Raw genomic sequence first — 17,086 nt, forward strand, 5'->3', positions numbered from 1 at the left:
TTGTCATACTTTTGAATGAAATTGACTCAATAGAATTGACGAAAGAACCATGAATAGGTGAAGATGAAATAAAATGTAAGATAAAGGGAGACGAATGATGATACATATCATATTTGGGGCGGCAGCTGCCGGTAGTTTAAAACAAGCAATACGTGAAATGAAGCAAAAACAAATAGATGATGTCATCGCTTTTGATGATATCTATTCAATTGGACCACTTCTACATTTACACGAACATGAAGGACAAGCGAACCGTATAGAATGGCTGCGTAACGTGATGTCAAATGAATTTGGCTATTTTGACGACATGGTCAACGATCAGCATAGAATGCTTCAGCAAATAAAAGAAATAAAAGCTGGCAGTCGTATACTCATCTGGACAGGCAGTAATGCACATGAGCAAATTGCCTTGCGATATGCCATCTATTTATTAAAAGAGAAAAGCATTGAATTGTCTGTAATCAATATAACGACAGCATTTGATCAGCTGTTCAATACGAATACAAGAAGAATGATCCTTCGACATTCCGGAGAAATCGCATCTGAAAAATTTAAAATTTTGTATGAGAGTAAAGAGCATATTCACCCAGTGACAAAAGAAGAAAGAGAAAGATTACAAAACGAATGGCTTTCACTTGCTAAAGAAAATCATATGCTGCGGATATGGCAAAAAGGACAAGTGATCAGCGTACCAGAAGATGAATTTGATGCTTATTTAGTGAAAATGGCTAAGCGGCTTCATCAGTCCGCGCCAGAAGAGGAGTATATCGTCACTCCACGCTTAATAGGAGAAGTCATTGGTCATTTAGATCAGTATATCGGCGATGATTTTATTGAATATCGATTGAAGACATTAATTGATCAAGGGATGTTTGACATGAAAGGAAAAAGAACTTCCATGCGTTATTACTCGATTAAACTGACAGAGTTCGGTCAGAACTTCAAAAAATGGGTGTGCTGTCGAGAGTTTGAGGATCATCCTTTTGTGAAAATTGAAGGAGATTACGGTGGTGAACCTTTTCATTGCGGGCATTGTCAATGTCATTTAGAAAGAGATGATGTACCAATGAGTGATACCCTTTTCTCAAAGTTATGGAATTGGAATATACAGTATGGCCGCTGGTTTGACGAAGAAACCGATGATTTGCTGCCAAATGGTGTAGACATGGAAAGAAAGTTCAATCAAGAAGGAGAGCGAATCACTGAAGAAGTGAAACGAGCCTTATCTCCTGCGTTTCAAATTGAATACAGCCCAAGTGAATACACACAATATTACATTTAAAGAATGAATTTCGTTATCACTGCACAAAATAATCCTTTACATGATCCATCATCATCATGTAAGATATGGAGAAATTAAAAGCGAAGAAAAGGACATGAGCCATTTTTACTGGTTACCAGAGAGGGAAGTGACGCTGAAATCTTCCTAACACAGAAAAATGGTCTTACCACCTTTGAGCTGTATTGGAGAAATTACAGTATCCAATACCGTTTACGCCACGTTACGGCACCAGAGCCATAAAGCGCATACGCATTATGGGAATTTGGGTGGAACCACGGATCACACATTCGTCCCTTTATGAGGGATGGGTGTGTTTTTTTGTTTACTTTTATAGCATGATTGCTTTGAAAAGGACATGAGTAGCTTTTATCGGTTCACAGAGAGGGAAGTCACGGTGAAATCTTCCTAACGCAGAAAAGCTATCTTACCACCTTTGAGCTGTATTGGGGAACATTACAGTATCCAATACCGTCTACGCCACGTTACGGCACCAGAGCCATAAAGCGAATACGCGTTATGGGAATTTGGGTGGAACCACGGATTACACATTCGTCCCTCTATGAGGGATGAGTGTGTTTTTTTATTTCAAAAAAGAGAAAGGTGTGTCAGTGATGAGAGAAAAAATGGTGAAAATTCAATTTCCAGATGGAAAGATCAAGGAGTTCTCCGCAGGTACGACAGTCGCAGAGGTTGCCTCCCATATTAGCCCAAGTTTAAGAAAAAAAGCAGTAGCGGGAAAGATCAATGATCAGACAGTGGACTTAAGTTATCCGTTAAACAACGATGCGGGGGTTTCGATTCTAACACTTGATTCAAAAGAAGGGCTGGAAGTGTTACGTCATACAGCTACACATGTATTAGCCCAAGCTGTGAAAAGGTTATATGACAATGTGACACTGGGGATCGGACCTGTCATTGAGAATGGATTTTACTATGATATGAAGCTGAATCAAACGTTAAGCGTAGAGGATTTGGCAATGATTGAAAAAGAGATGAAAAACATCATAAACGAGAATCACCTTATTCAAAGAATGGAAGTCTCTTACAAAGAAGCTGAAGTGATGTTTGCACATGATCCATATAAACTGGATATTTTAAAAAGTCTCCCTCGACAAGAAGCCATCACGATTTATCAGCAAGGAGAATTTATCGATTTGTGCCGCGGTCCCCATTTACCTTCTACAGGGTATTTAAAGGCATTTAAACTAACACGTGTGGCAGGGGCTTATTGGCGGGGAGATAGCAATCAGGATGTCTTGCAGCGAGTGTATGGTGTAGCGTTTCAGCATCCAAATCATCTAGCTGATTATCTTCATTTCATGGAAGAAGCAAATAAACGTGATCACCGGAAATTAGGGAAACAGTTATCCCTCTTTATGTTTTCAGAAGAAGCGCCAGGCATGCCGTTTTATTTACCAAAAGGTCAGATTGTCAGAAATGAATTAATGGCCTTTTCTAGAGAAGTGAGAGGTCAAGCGCAATATGAAGAAGTAAGTACTCCATTTATGATGAACCAAGAACTTTGGGAAAAGTCAGGCCATTGGGATCATTATCATGAGAATATGTATTTCTCAGAAGTAGACGATACAAGTTTTGCTTTAAAACCGATGAACTGTCCAGGGCATATGCTCATGTTCAAAAATAACTTATATTCCTATAGAGACCTTCCAATTAGAATGTCTGAATTTGGTCAAGTGCATCGTCATGAATTTAGCGGAGCATTAAATGGATTGTTCAGGGTCAGAACATTTTGCCAAGATGATGCCCATATTTTTTTAAGAGAAGATCAAATCGAAGCTGAAATCAAACGGATTTTTCAATTAGTTGATCATGTGTATCGGACATTTGGTTTTGAGTATTCAGTCGAACTATCCACTCGTCCAGAAAAAGCATTAGGGGATGACGCTATTTGGGATGTATCCGAAAAAGCGCTAAAAAATGTGCTTGATCAGTTAAAGGTTGACTACTACTTAAATGAAGGAGATGGGGCATTTTATGGTCCGAAGATCGACTTTCATATTCAAGATGCACTAAAGCGGAGCCACCAGTGCGCCACAATTCAGCTGGATTTTCAAATGCCAGAGAAATTTGATTTAACATATATCAACGAGAAAAATGAAAAGGTGCGTCCAGTTGTCATTCATAGTGCCATTTTTGGTTCACTTGACCGGTTCCTTGGTATTCTCATTGAACATTTTGCCGGCGTCTTCCCGTTATGGCTCGCACCAATCCAAGTACAAATCATACCTGTCTCAAGCGTTCACCTTGATTACTGCATAGAGGTGCAGCAGCAATTAAGAAATATCGGAATTAGAGTCACAATCGATGAACGTGATGAAAAACTCGGCTATAAAATGAGAGAAGCACAAATGCAAAAAATGCCTTATATCGCTGTCATTGGAGATACAGAAATGCAAGAAAAAACACTGAACATCAGACAACATGGAGAAAAAATGTCAAAGCTGCTGTCTATTGATGAATTTAAACACCAGGCAGCCCAGCAAATAAAAGACAGAACAGCTAAAATATGATGTGCTGATTTCATGAAGAAGGAAAAGACGTCCATTGAATGTGGACGTCTTTTCATTTGTGAAAAAGCCGAATTGACAATTGAAAGGGAAAATATTGAAACATTTTTTCGTTAAAATCGTAATAAGGATAGAGCGTTTATCAGAAAAATTTGAAACGAGGAGGAGTTTATCACATGGAACAAGCTGCACTAAAAAAGATGAGGACAAAACAAATCGCTATCTCTAATTTATTTGTCGGACTTATGATCATCATTTTTTTTATGTTGATTCAAATTGTTAAAATCCAACTGACACATTTCCTTTTTTGTTTAGGAATTTTAATCCTTATCCAAGGCATTTTAGGCTTTATCAGAAAAGGAACAACAAAGTCTTTCATACCTATTTTAGAGCAGGTAGCTATTTATGAAAAAGAGAAATTAGGGAAAGAGTGGGAAAAGGAAAAACGGTTAGATCATGTGTGGAAAATCATATTGAGTGTCATTATGTTTATTCAATCATTTACTTTACAAAATGTGGATAATGCATTTAGTGACGTCGATCCTGCATTGATCATTTTCTTGTTTTTGATGGTTCTAGCCATTTTAAATATAAGCATGCTTTTTCGTTTTAGAAAAATCGACCGATCGACTGTAGGTGAATTAACAGGCTACACAAAAGAGTCAAATATAATGGCAATCGCTTTAGGATTTTTTATGGCAATCGTCATTTTCATCTTTATCGTTATTTTTATTCTTCCATAAAACATCATCATTTTGAGGTGAATTCATTGAATGCAAACATTCAACAACTGATCGATCAGACAAAGGCGACATTTGGCTTAGATCTTTACTATCTAAAAAGACACAGTTTTCATCGCTACGTCAATATGTTCAATGAAACGGTTTATACATTGAATATGGAATGGTTTCCCTCTAATGAGGCTGAACCCGAGGACGATGATCTAAACCCAGACGGCACAGCTGTCATTGAAGTGAACTTGAATACAGGACAGACCGAGTCGGTTATTTTTGTTATGGACAAAACCTATGCGCAGCATGGTGTCACGTTTAAGAGACCTTATCCAGCTCATGTCATTCAATGGATCGAACAAGAAACAGGATTGATCTATGGAGAGCATTTTCATATGCATCAGAAGGAAAAAGGGGAACTTTCTTTCGAAGAAGCAATAGATGGTGTGAAAGTAACACCTTCAGGCAGAATCGAAGTGAAATGGAATGAACATGGACAGCTCATGTACTTTACACACCAAGGTCCATTTATAGCTAAAACATTACTGAAAGCTGAGGAATATGTGCTTTCCCTTGATCAGGTGAGGAACTTAGCTGAGCAGCAAGTGCAGCTATTTCAATTGCCTTCCTTCGAGCACAATCAAATCCGTTCTATTTATGCTTTAGAAGAAATCTATGTGAAGAACGATGGAACAGGAACTCTTCCGTTTGAAATTGGGCGTGAAGAAACACATTGTATACACATGAATAAAGTCATTGAGTGGAATGAACCGATAAACAATGCCTTTGAAAAAAAAAGAAATGGACATTCATGAGAACATTTCAGCTGAACAAGCTTTCTCATTGGAACCGTCACCAGATTCCTTCCCGATATCAAAAGAAGACCAGGATGAGTGTATCAAAGCAGTCCGCACCTTCTTGGCGCAAAAATATCCAAACGATACAGGAAAGTGGGTTCTAAAAACACTCCAACGTGATCATGGATACATCCATGCGATATTAAAAACGAATGAGCAAGAAGGCAGTGGATTTATGGATAAAATCAAGGTCTTCATTGATGCCAACACTTTTGAAGCCATTAATTACATAGATAAAAAGGAGATGTTTCAAGTATGTGGGATACTCAATCCATCTCAAACAGCTAGTGAAATCACCATAACTCAGAAACAAGCCTTTGAAACATTGAGAGAACGCCTCGAACTTACACCTATCTATGTCTATGACGATGTGCAAAAACAATATGTTTTATGCGGCAAGCTCGATTGTCATGATGGCGTTGATGCAGTGAGCGGCGAAGTGTTCTCTTTGACAGACCTTTCATAACTTCCAAAAGAACAGTGAGGAGCTGTTCTTTTTTTGTCCCATCTCCCTCTTTTTTGCAGAAAAATGGAATATTGTAGCAGGAAGTTGTCGTTTCATCACGAAAGAAAACAGGTAAGAATATGATCATAGGTCCATTGTTTGGATTCGTGGTGGAGTCAATGAGAAGACATAGGAAACGTTATACATATTAAACATTCGTGACAGTACAGTTGATCTACAGTATCAAGTCTAAAAAGTGAGTGATCATGTCTCAAGCCGTATGCGAAAATACGTGTACCGAGATCATATGATGAGTTGGTTCCGTTTGTTTTTAGGTGAGTTTGAAGCCAAGTTAGAAGAAAGTGAGGATATCTACCTTGAGTACATTGGAAGTGTTTCGTCAGTTTTTGGTTGACCATTATCCTGCGTTACAAGATGAGCTTTGGCTGAAAGATGTTGATACCCTTCGAATCTCTCCTATTCTTCATCCTTTTCTGAAAAGCAAGCTGCCAGAAGGGATTGAAAAATTCACTTGTGTCCTATTCACACAGCAAACAGATCAAACCACTGCCCCGCTCAAAGTCTACCTTCTATTAGATGAATATGAGCAATCGCTTTACGCCATTGATTTGATGAATGAACAAATCGTGCTTCATTAATACAGAACCAAAAAGCTGCTTGAGAATGTCTCAGCAGCTTTTTTTTATGATGAACATTAGTTTGTCATATCAACCAATCTTCGGTGTAAGTTGTCCAATTCTTTTTTTTTTGGAAAAGAGCTGATCAGCAGCGTAGATCGACCGAATTGAAGAGGAAGCTCAGTATCGGTCACAATCATATCAACCCCAAGTTGATCCATCGTGACATCATTTAACGTATTTTCTGGACTTGTAAAAATGTGAATGAGAGGAGGCACGCTTAATTTAATTAAATCAGCAATAAACAAACTATGATAATAACCTAATGTTGAAATAACAAAAATGTTCAGCACGTTTCTCCGTTCCATCTCTAAATGAACAAGCCCTCTCCAAGAAGATGTAATGATACGAATCAATTCCCGTTCATTTTTCACAAAAGAAGCGAGGATATCGTCTGTTTTTAACTCTTGGATGATATGACTAATCCTCGAATAGAAGTAAGGAAACTGTTTTTTCACCTCTGATAAATAGCTCGATTTCTTTTTGAAAAGGAATCCATCTCTCACGGTAATTTCATTGGAATACACATAATATTGGAGAAGAACGAGTGTCATCACCTTACGATTCGCTATTTCTTGATGAAAAATCGACTCCAACTGGGTGATAAATGAATGAATGGCATCATAGAGGCGTGGTGTATGCGACTGAAAGAACGTCAATTTTTCTTCGACAGTTTCAATTGATTTAAAGTGCCCAATAGCTGGTTCGATCAATAGCAAAAAGACAAATTCATGATGATCCAGCGTCACATCAAATACGTCTTTGGCCATTCGGCAGATGTGCTCTTCCCATCTTCTAATTTGATCATAGATTCCTTTAGCTGTAGAGGTTTGTTTTTCTTCAGTCATTGAGTATGTATATTTACGGCTGATTGTAAAACCTTTTCGCATTCGGTGAATGGAAACGCCGAGCCACAGGCAGTATTTATCTATCGCGACATCTGGTACATTGACTTCGAGCACCTGAAATAGTTCTTGTAATAAATGAACTGCGTCTTGTTTTTGAATATCATCAAATGGCCAAAGGCGGCTTCCATACACTTCAAATAAAAATTCAACAAAGAATTGACGAATCTCCTTCTCATTCCCATGGAACTGCATACTATCTGGGCGTAACTCGATGTCATAGGATGTAAGGATCGAGTTGATTTTATGAATCGTGTTATACAATGTGGATCTACTGATATTCAGCGTGTCCATCCATTCATAGAAAGATCTGTTTTCTTCAAAAAAAATGCCGTCAATCAATCGAATTTCAATCGTATCCTTTAGAATTTCTTTGATATAGTAATCCACTCGTATCGTCTGCGTATTACAAATGGATATGCCTTGTCTTGGCTTTATGTGGATTAACGGTTCTCCGTTCTCGGTTTGGAACGATTTCATTTGTTCTATATCGCTTTGAATGGCTCGAACAGAACCGATATGTTCATTCGATATCTCTTGAAGGCTCCACCACTTATTTTTGGATACAAGCAATTTTAAAATGTTTATCCATCTCTTTGATTTATTATCAATGAGCTCCATCAAACAACTAACTCCTTTCTTTGGCTTACCTCTATATATTATGAAGTTCAGATGAAGAACATTTGAGCTCAAAATAGGCATGAAATGATTGTAATGTTTTGCCTAAATCGTTTTGTCTTCAATTTTGACGATAAAAGAGAAAAAAATTAGACGAAAACAAATGTTATTCGCTGATTCTCCATATTTTTCTTTTAAAAGGTGATAAGTATGCCATGAATCTTATAAAAATGGATCATTTTGTTTATTTTTTTGCTGCTCAAACGGTAAATGTAAGAATAAAAAGCATCGGCTTTTTGATTACCATATGAAAGGGAGTAGAAGGAATGCGATCTATATGATGCTGAACTATCTCACCATACATACCATATGAGTCATGCTTGTTTTATATGAACGTTCTATATGTGAATACATGCTTATATATGCATGTATTAATCATTTGTTGTTCATTCCAGTATAAATAGAAAAATTCACATGTCTTCTTTTCATGTTCCCTCTCACTATTCCCCATTGCTATAGACCCCTATCCAACTACTATATCTACTACTCATGATGACCTTTCAAACTCATGATTCATCAACTCATTTTATTCATAGGGTCTTAAGGTGCAATTTTTAGAAAAATTTGATCAGAAGCGGAGTGATTGATCAGACAGTATACAAATGATTTTTTAATCGTTGTTGAAAAATAATTGTAGAAAAGGGTGGATGTATTGAAAAGAATATTGTCGGTGGCACTGATGACCGTGTTAGTCATACAGTCTAGTATATTAGGAATCTTGCCTTTAGCAGGGGCACAAGCTAAAGACATTCAAGAGAATATTTATGGGAATATTGAGTTTGCTGATAGCGAAGGCAACAAGTTATCAAGCATAGAAGATCAGCAAGTTAGAAAGGCCAGTGTGCATTGGTCTATTAAAGGAATTGATCTCAAAAAGCAATATCCTTATATTCTCTCTCTTCCTTCAGTCATTCAGGTAGAGAAGGAGCAGAAAGAACTCATTACTGTCGATGACATACCTGTTGGTGAGTATACCGTTTCGAAACAAAATGAAGTGACGGTCACATTCAATGAGGATATTGAGCTTGATCCGAATTTAGAAGGATCTATAGATATTGACGTCACCAGTATAGCTGAGAAAAAAGAGAAAACAAAGCAAAACGAGCGTGAAGATAACCTTTCAAAAGATGATTCAACCTCATCGGAGAAAGACAAAGCTGCTAACAATCAAGAAACTGTTCAAAAGACACAAAGCGATGAAGATGAGTTACTAAAAAACAAAGTGAACGTGTCTAAGCGTGTAGGGCTGCAAAGTGTTTCAAAACAAATGCAGATACAAGAAAATCTCCTTACTGATGCGAAATTAATTTTTGAAGATCAGGAAGGACATTCAGTTGATAAGCCTGACGTCAACTCACTGATTTCCATTAACTATAAGTGGGCCATCCCGAATGGTCATAACTATAATGGCGGCGATGAATTCCATTTCAAGGTTCCAGAGGAATTAGTCATTTATGAAAAAATCGATCGTCTCGAGATGAAATTTAATCAATCGACCATCGGTTATTTTTCTGTAGATGAAAGCGGAAATGCCTCCATCGAGTTCACAGATTTTATTAAACAATATTCAAATATCCAAGGAACACTTCAAGTATGGACACAATTAGATAAAAAAACAGTGATCACTGAAGAAAAAGAAGTGGTGATTACCCCGATTGAAGGCAAAGATACGATATCGATCCCGATTCAATACATTCCAAATGGTCCAAATGTCTCTAAAAAGGGAGAACCCAATCGATCTTACAATGCTGAAACCATTCAATGGACAGTCGATTTTAATATGGACTTAGATGATGTGAAACAAGCGAAACTGTTAGATCCGATTCAAGAAGGTCAAGCGTTAAAAAAAGATTCAATCAAGCTTTATCGTGTAGATACAAAGCTAAATGGTGAAACATCGCTTGGACAGCTGCTTGACGAAAACCACTACACCATCGGCCAAACAGCAGATGGTCAAGATTTCACGATCGAATTTAAAGATGACGTGCATCTCGCTTACCGTTTAATGTATGAAACGGACATTACGAATCAAGATCAGTCTGCGTTTCGTAATAAAGCGTCCCTTGTTTCTGCTGATAAAGAGATTAGTTCAGCAGAAGGAACAGTGAATGTGACAAGAGGCAGTCCTTTAAATAAAAAAGCCGCCCACTACGATCCAGTCACTCAAACGATTACTTGGGAAATTCGGTATAACTATAACGAAAAAAAGTTGGCTCAAAAGGATGCTTTAATAGAAGACTTCTTTAACGGTACACAGGCGCTAATATCTGATTCAATTCAAGTCAAAGAAGTCACAATTGATGAGAATGGCAAAGAATCAGGAACAAAAGCGTTTGAAGATTATGTGGTTCAACCTCAAAAAAAGGATGAACAAAACGGGTTTACCTTGCAATTCAATCAAGATATCCAATCGGCTTACCTGATCACATATCAAACAAAAGCAACCGAGCGAATTTTCGAAACTGAAGACATTATCAATACTGTAACAGCTGGCAAAGAGAGCGAACAAGGGAAGCAAAGAATTGATCAGCAAATCCTAACGAAAGACCACGGAACACCGGATTACAAGAACAAGACCATTCCATGGCGTATCATCTTCAACAAAGATCAACAAACCATGAACAACGTAATATTAAAAGATACGTTTACAAACGAAGGATTGACGCTGCAAAAAGATAGTTTAAAAGTGACGACAGGTAATACAGTGCTTGAAGAAGGCACAGATTATCAAATCGTTGAACATGCAAATGGATTTGATATTCAATTTATGAAAGAAATCAAGACAGAACATACCATCACATATACAACGTCTTTTGATTATGAAAAAAGAGCAGATAAAGATCAAAAGAACCTGCGTAACCATGTAAAACTTGAATGGGTAAATGAAGATGGCAAGGATTTGACGAAGGAAAATCAATCTGTCTTTACGCCTGACACATACACGCAGTCAAATGGGTTCAAGAATGGAACATATGATGCAAAGAAAAAAGAGATCACATGGAATATCGGTGTGAACTACAATTTGAAACATCTAGAAGAGGCGAAAATCGAGGATTTCATTCAAGGAAATCAGCGTTTGCTTAAAGATTCAATTATCGTCTACTCGCTTGATTTACAAGGCGGGGAAAATGGTGCGGAAGAAAAAGAAGTATTAGCGAAAGAACATTATGACATCAAATTCCTTGAAAATGAAAAGGGAGAATCAGGCTTCGAAGTCATTTTCAAACATGCCATTGATTCCCCATACAAAATCACGTATCAAACAAGTGTTGAAGGAATGGATTTAGTACAGAAAACCTACGAAAATAAAGCGACCCTTTATGATGGAAAGACGAAAGAATCAGACGTGAATGCTGTGGTGTCCATTCCAAATGGAGGGAAATACACGAGCAAATCAGGAAATCAGCAAGGGAAAGTCATTGATTGGAAACTGAATATCAACTTTGGACAATCAACAGTCCAAGATGCGACGATTATCGACCATCCGAGCAGTAACCAAGCCATAATAGAAAACTCATTTCATCTGTACTCGACAACAATAGATGAAAAGGGGCAAGTGACTAAAAAGGATGAGCTGGAAAAAGGGAAGGATTATGAACTAGACCTTGAATTCGATCCAGATTCTTTTCAAATCAAATTTAAAGAAGAAATCACGAGACCCTATATTTTAGAATACCAATCTCTCATTTTAGATAAGGTGGGAAGTACACTTCAAAACGAAGTAACGTTTAGAGGTGAAAATGTAAAAGAAATCAAAAAGGAATCCGAAGCCTCAATTGTGGTCAAACGTACCGCTGGCATGGGAGATGGCACAGGAGCGATTGGCGCTTTAACCATTCATAAGGTAGATGCGAGTAGTGGAAAAGCGCTAAAAGGAGCAACCTTTTCTCTGACTGATGCTGCGAGTGGTATCGTCATTGGAACAAAGACAACAGATGAAGAAGGAGCTCTTCGATTTGATCGTCTTCTATATGGTGACTATATCGTGACAGAAGAGAAAGCACCTGATGGTTATTTGAAAACGAAGGAACCGATCAATGTCACGATTGATCAGCCTTACGAATCAGGAGATCAAACGAAAACAGGAAATAGCATGACGGTGCATAACCAAGAAATCCGCCAGCATGTGAAGCTCACGAAAAAAGACAAAGAAACGGGTACGGCATTAGAAAATGCAGAATTTGAACTGAGAAATGAATCTGGAGATACCGTTCAAACCCATTTGAAAACGGATGAAAAAGGAGAAATCCTTTTCAAACATCTTGAGCCAGGTTCTTATTACTTTGTTGAGACAAACGCACCGAAAGGCTATCAATTAAATCAGCAAAAATGGCCGTTCACCATTAAAGAAAATCAAACAGAAACAACGGTTGTCACCGCAGTAAATGACATCATCAAAGGCTCTGCAGAATTGAGCAAAATAGGTGAAGGCGGAGAGAGACTAGAAGGTGCACAGTTCAAGCTCTTAGATCAAGATGGGCATGAGCTAAATGGTGCGCTTGTCACAGGAAAAGATGGCAAGATCACGATCAATGAACTAAGACCGGGTACGTATCAGCTCATCGAAACAAACGCACCAGACGGTTATGTATTAGATGAAACACCCATCACATTTGAAGTACCACTCGATTCAAAAGAACCAGTCATCATTTCACAAAAGAACCTCTATGAAACAAGTGCATTAGAAGTGATGAAAGAAGGGGAAGATGGCAAGAAGCTTCAAGATGTTCGATTTGAAGTCTTGGATCAAAATGACAAAGTCGTGCGTAAAGATTTGACAACAGATGAAGATGGGAAGCTGTTAGTCGATGACCTCAAACCGGGCAAATATCAGCTTGTGGAGACAGAGAGTATTGATGGTTACCAAAAGAAAAATAAACCTTATCCGTTTACCATCGAAATCGCACAAAAAAAACCGGCAGAGATCAAAGTGATCAATGATCTCAAAACTGGAGCTGTCCAGCTCACGAAACTCGGTGAAAAGAATGATGTGCTTGAAGGAGCAGAATTCAAGCTAGTAGATGCAAATGGAAAAGAGATAAAAACAGGTCTTGTCACAGATGAGAACGGGAAGATCATCGTCAACAATCTGAAACCTGGAACCTATCAGTTTGTTGAAACGAAGGCGCCATTCGGTCATGAGCTTGACGAAACACCTGTCACTTTTGCTATTCCATTTAACCCTGAGAAGCTGGTCAGTGTGACAAAAGAAAATAGCCGCACAACTGGCGGAGTGCTATTACACAAAACAGGCGAAGATGGGAAATCATTAGAAGGGGTTGTCTTTGATCTATCTGATGCCAAAGGAAAGATAGTGGCAGGAGGAGAAGGGATTACAACCAATCAGGATGGAAAGATTACCTTCACAGGTCTTAAACCTGGAACCTATCAATTTGTTGAAAGAAAGAGTCTTGAAGGCTATGAATTGAGTGCGAAACCACTTGTCTTTGAAGTTGAATTAGGTCAAAAAGACTTGATTCAAGTGGAGGCCATCAATCAGCTCAAGAAAGGTTCTGTAGAACTAACTAAAATAGGGGAAGAACAAGAAAGATTGAAAGGCGCAGAATTTACACTTTTCAATGACGATGGTAAAGAATTGATGTCAGGTTTAACAACAAATGAAAAAGGCATCATCACTGTCAACGATTTGAAACCAGGCGCTTACCAATTGGTTGAAACGAAGGCTCCTTTTGGACATCAACTTGATGCAGAACCAGTAGACTTCAAGATTGATTTCAATCCAAATCAACTGGTGAAAGTGACGAAAGAAAATATTCGGACGACAAGTGCTGTGAAGCTTGAGAAAAAAGGGGAGGATGGTCAATTGCTCGCTGGCGTGACCTTTGACCTGATTGATGCGCACGATCAGCGTGTGAAGAAAGACTTAAAGACAGACAAAAACGGTCAACTGACAGTCGATCAACTGAAGCCAGGAACCTATCAATTTGTCGAAACAGCAAGCATTGCCGGCTATGAATTGGATCAGACACCTGTCTCATTTACGATTCGTTTAGGTCAAGACAAACCAGCAAAAGTAGAAATGATCAACAAACTGACGCCGGGAGCAGTGGAACTGACCAAAGTGGATGCTGAAGGACACACGCTGGAAAACGCAGAGTTTGCTCTTCAGAGTAAAGACGGGAAAACGTTGAAGAAATCACTTGTAACGGATCAAAAAGGAAAGCTTCACATCAACGATCTAAAACCGGGAGAATATCAATTCGTTGAAACGAAAGCGCCTCACGGCTATGAATTAGATGATCAGCCGATCCGGTTTACGATTGAGAAAAATCAGCAGAAGCCTCTTCAAGTAACAGCGAAGAATCACTTGATTTTAGGAAGTCTGCGTATCATAAAGGTAGACCAGCAGACTGATAGAACCTTAAAAGGTGCAGCCTTCGACATTCGTACAAAAGCCGGGAAAATCATCAAATCTGTGACAACAGGAAAAGACGGAGAAGCCATTGTCAAAGGGCTTAAACCTGGTGAATATACACTCACAGAGACGAAAGCTCCAAATGGTTATGTAGCGCTAAAAAAACCACTCGCTTTTACAATTCAAATGGGCGAAGTGGAGATCAAGACATTGATTGTAAAAAATGCTCCAATGAAGAATGAAGAGGACCACACGAATCCCCCAGCCTCAGATCAAGGGGATCAACATCCGCCTCATGATTCAAACGGTGAATTGCCAAAGACGGGAGAAGAATGGCTACGTTATTTGATGTATGCAGGGATTTTACTAGTAGTGTCTGGAACTGTTCTTCTTGTAGTCAGAAGAAGGACCATTCAGTAAAAGGAAGGAACGAGTGTATTGATGAAAAAAAGAACCTTATTAGGCAGCTTTTTGGTGGTCGCAGGACTAATGCTTATCTCCGTTCCTTTTCTATATGAGTGGCGAACGTCTCAAGAGGCAACAGCCATGGAAGAGGCATTGAAAATGATTGAAGAAAATGACAGTGATGCCCTTTCTTCTATTCCACATTTAACTGTGTCAGAAGAAGACCTGCGAGATACGATGGAGCTTGAGATCCCGTCAATTGATTTAAACGAAAAAGTGCTTCCTGTTACAACAAAAGAAAATTTAAGTATTGCACTGACTCAAATTAAATCTCATCAAATGCCAGGGGAAGGAAATTTCACGATTGCAGGCCATAGAGGGTATAGAGGCGACCGGCTTTTCCGACAGCTGCCAGAGGTGCCTAAAGGAGAAAAAGTCGTCTTACATCATCAAGCAGAAACATACGAATACAAAATTGTCAGCTCAGCTACGATAGAACCGACGGATGTTGATGTACTAAAGGATCGCGGGAAAAATGAACTGACATTGATCACTTGTACTCTTGATGGCCAGAAACGATTTGTCTTAAAAGGAATACGAATCAATGCTTCAAAGGATAAGCAACCGTCGGATGTATAACACCAACATAATAGATGATGAGTTTGATGGAAAAGCAACGCTCACGACCGACATGTTACACCAATTGTTAGTAGAACATTATCCCACTTTAAAAAACGAACGCTGGGATGTGGATATAGATACAATTCGGATTTCACCTATTCTTCATCCTTTATTAAGAAGAAAGATTCCGATAGGTATTGAAAAATTCACATGTGTTTTGTTCACGCAGCAGACAGGGTCCTTTGGAGAGCCTTTGATTGTGTACTTTTTATTTGATGAAAAAGGCGAATCGATTTACGCAATGGATTTCTTGCTTGAGCAGCATGATCCACATTAAACGAGAAATAAAAAAGCAAGATCTTTAATGAACGGGTACGGTTTTAAGGTGGGAAAATTGTATTAGTCATATAATGAGGACTCTAATTCGTATATGAATTGGAGTTCTTTTATTTGTTTATATGAAAGAGTACGAGCTATCGTCAAGACCTGTGCAGAATATATGGAGGATAGTGAAAGCGAAGTCGTTGATATGTTGTTGCTCCATATTTTAAATGAAAAAGATTTTATAAAATGGATTGAAAACAGACGTAATCATCGGCGGATTGTGGTTAAACGGACCAAAGAAGACCATCTAGATTTTATCCCTTTCCCTGTTTCTTCGGAAAAACTTCTGATAAAATTCATTTAGATATCCGTCATTAGTAGGTATGGAGGTAAAAGAATGTTAAAAGAAGACCCTGAATATATTTTTCGTCATGATGCACGACCAGAAGCTGTTCATGATTTAGCCGACGTAGATGAAAATGCCACTGAGTTAGTAATCACAGGAAAAACAAAAAATATTGAAAGGTTGAACTCTTTCTCTAACCTGACGAAATTGTGGATTTACAAAGTGGGCCAAAAGGAATTCAATACGATCTTGAGCTTAGTTAACCCTAAAATGCTCTATATGCGTGAACTGAGAGTAGAAGATTTATCAATCATCAGTTCTCTTCAAGATGTTGAGGTATTGGCACTTGAATGGAATACAAAGGCACAAAGTTTATGGGATCTATCAAAAAACACTTTTTTAAAATCTTTATCCTTAACAGATTTTTCAAAGTTGAATGACATAGCCCCTTTGCAAAAAAACACTGGTTTAGAATGGTTGCAATTGTCAGGCGGGATTTGGAATACATTAAATTTAAATACTCTACAACCTTTAAGATACCTTAAGAATTTAAAATATCTGTGCTTATCAAATATAAAAGTGAAGGACGAGTCTTTAGAACCAATATCGGCATTAGAGGGACTCAAGGAGCTTGACATTTCAAACCAATTCCCGACAGAAGAATACGCTAGATTATCCGTAACCCTTCCAAATACGAAGTGTGATCGTTTTGCACCATACATCTTTTTATCAAGTCCTATTGTAGATAAAGATGTAATGGTAATTGGAAAGCGGAAACCGAAATTAAATTCAAAAGTCGATGGGAAAAAGTTGCAAAAATACGAAAAACAATTTAAAGCGTACCAAGAAAAGTATAAAAATTAACTTAAAAAGCAATGGATAATCTATTC

Annotated in this window: 11 protein-coding genes and 2 other annotated features; of the genes, 10 read left to right on the forward strand and 1 reads right to left on the reverse strand. The window is 38.2% G+C overall.

What is annotated here, in order from left to right; all coding sequences use genetic code 11:
• The first annotated feature begins 97 nt into the window (after nucleotides 1–97).
• The 6 genes from ASG46_RS04240 (at nucleotide 98) to ASG46_RS04260 (ending at nucleotide 6,502) form a co-directional block, all read left to right on the forward strand.
• Nucleotides 98–1,282 (forward strand): DUF1835 domain-containing protein, encoded by a 1,185-nt coding sequence (locus ASG46_RS04240; RefSeq protein WP_056703346.1) that lies wholly within the window; start codon nucleotides 98–100, stop codon nucleotides 1,280–1,282.
• Between the two features lie 74 nt (nucleotides 1,283–1,356).
• Nucleotides 1,357–1,580 (forward strand) — a binding site (T-box leader).
• A 37-nt stretch (nucleotides 1,581–1,617) separates the two neighbouring features.
• Nucleotides 1,618–1,842 (forward strand) — a binding site (T-box leader).
• 51 nt (nucleotides 1,843–1,893) lie between these two features.
• A complete protein-coding gene (gene thrS, locus ASG46_RS04245; protein WP_056703414.1) occupies nucleotides 1,894–3,813 on the forward strand; it encodes a threonine--tRNA ligase in 1,920 nt (639 codons plus the stop codon).
• Between the two features lie 173 nt (nucleotides 3,814–3,986).
• Entirely contained in the window at nucleotides 3,987–4,553 is a 567-nt protein-coding gene (locus tag ASG46_RS04250; RefSeq protein ID WP_025206950.1) for a hypothetical protein, read from the forward strand.
• 26 nt (nucleotides 4,554–4,579) lie between these two features.
• The gene (locus ASG46_RS21240; protein ID WP_235562208.1) at nucleotides 4,580–5,356 is read left to right on the forward strand and encodes a hypothetical protein; all 777 of its coding nucleotides are present in this window, start codon (nucleotides 4,580–4,582) and stop codon (nucleotides 5,354–5,356) included.
• The gene (locus ASG46_RS21245; RefSeq protein WP_235562209.1) at nucleotides 5,322–5,864 is read left to right on the forward strand and encodes a hypothetical protein; all 543 of its coding nucleotides are present in this window, start codon (nucleotides 5,322–5,324) and stop codon (nucleotides 5,862–5,864) included. Before ASG46_RS21240 ends, ASG46_RS21245 begins: the two co-directional genes overlap by 35 nt.
• A 356-nt stretch (nucleotides 5,865–6,220) precedes the next feature.
• A complete protein-coding gene (locus tag ASG46_RS04260) occupies nucleotides 6,221–6,502 on the forward strand; it encodes a hypothetical protein (protein WP_056703350.1) in 282 nt (93 codons plus the stop codon).
• 56 nt (nucleotides 6,503–6,558) lie between these two features.
• Here ASG46_RS04260 and ASG46_RS04265 read toward each other — a convergent pair whose 3' ends face one another.
• A complete protein-coding gene (locus ASG46_RS04265) occupies nucleotides 6,559–8,067 on the reverse strand; it encodes a helix-turn-helix domain-containing protein (RefSeq protein WP_056703353.1) in 1,509 nt (502 codons plus the stop codon).
• A gap of 700 nt (nucleotides 8,068–8,767) precedes the next feature.
• On the opposite strand from ASG46_RS04265, the gene ASG46_RS04270 reads away from it, so the two are divergent.
• From ASG46_RS04270 to ASG46_RS04290, 4 genes are all read left to right on the forward strand, one after another.
• Nucleotides 8,768–14,920, forward strand: coding sequence for a SpaA isopeptide-forming pilin-related protein (locus tag ASG46_RS04270; protein WP_235562210.1), 6,153 nt, complete (start codon nucleotides 8,768–8,770; stop codon nucleotides 14,918–14,920).
• Between the two features lie 21 nt (nucleotides 14,921–14,941).
• Entirely contained in the window at nucleotides 14,942–15,544 is a 603-nt protein-coding gene (locus ASG46_RS04275) for a class D sortase (RefSeq protein WP_056703418.1), read from the forward strand.
• Nucleotides 15,537–15,863: a hypothetical protein gene (locus tag ASG46_RS04280; RefSeq protein ID WP_056703359.1), complete on the forward strand. Its 327-nt coding sequence runs from the start codon at nucleotides 15,537–15,539 to the stop codon at nucleotides 15,861–15,863. Before ASG46_RS04275 ends, ASG46_RS04280 begins: the two co-directional genes overlap by 8 nt.
• Before the next feature lie 384 nt (nucleotides 15,864–16,247).
• Complete coding sequence (locus ASG46_RS04290; RefSeq protein ID WP_056703367.1) at nucleotides 16,248–17,060, forward strand: hypothetical protein; 813 nt, start codon at nucleotides 16,248–16,250, stop codon at nucleotides 17,058–17,060.
• Nucleotides 17,061–17,086 lie beyond the last annotated feature (26 nt).

The organism is Bacillus sp. Leaf49, assembly GCF_001426125.1.
Classification (GTDB): Bacteria; Bacillota; Bacilli; order Bacillales; family Bacillaceae; genus Bacillus; species Bacillus altitudinis.

Excerpts from the sequence above, each read along its gene's own strand:
- ASG46_RS04240 (WP_056703346.1), top strand. The coding sequence starts at position 98 with ATGATACATATCATATTTGGGGCGGCAGCTGCCGGTAGTTTAAAACAA.
- ASG46_RS21245 (WP_235562209.1), top strand. The coding sequence starts at position 5,322 with ATGCCTTTGAAAAAAAAAGAAATGGACATTCATGAGAACATTTCAGCT.
- ASG46_RS04265 (WP_056703353.1), bottom strand. The coding sequence starts at position 8,067 with ATGGAGCTCATTGATAATAAATCAAAGAGATGGATAAACATTTTAAAA.
- ASG46_RS04280 (WP_056703359.1), top strand. The coding sequence starts at position 15,537 with ATGTATAACACCAACATAATAGATGATGAGTTTGATGGAAAAGCAACG.
- ASG46_RS04250 (WP_025206950.1), top strand. The coding sequence starts at position 3,987 with ATGGAACAAGCTGCACTAAAAAAGATGAGGACAAAACAAATCGCTATC.
- ASG46_RS04275 (WP_056703418.1), top strand. The coding sequence starts at position 14,942 with ATGAAAAAAAGAACCTTATTAGGCAGCTTTTTGGTGGTCGCAGGACTA.
- thrS (WP_056703414.1), top strand. The coding sequence starts at position 1,894 with ATGAGAGAAAAAATGGTGAAAATTCAATTTCCAGATGGAAAGATCAAG.
- ASG46_RS04290 (WP_056703367.1), top strand. The coding sequence starts at position 16,248 with ATGTTAAAAGAAGACCCTGAATATATTTTTCGTCATGATGCACGACCA.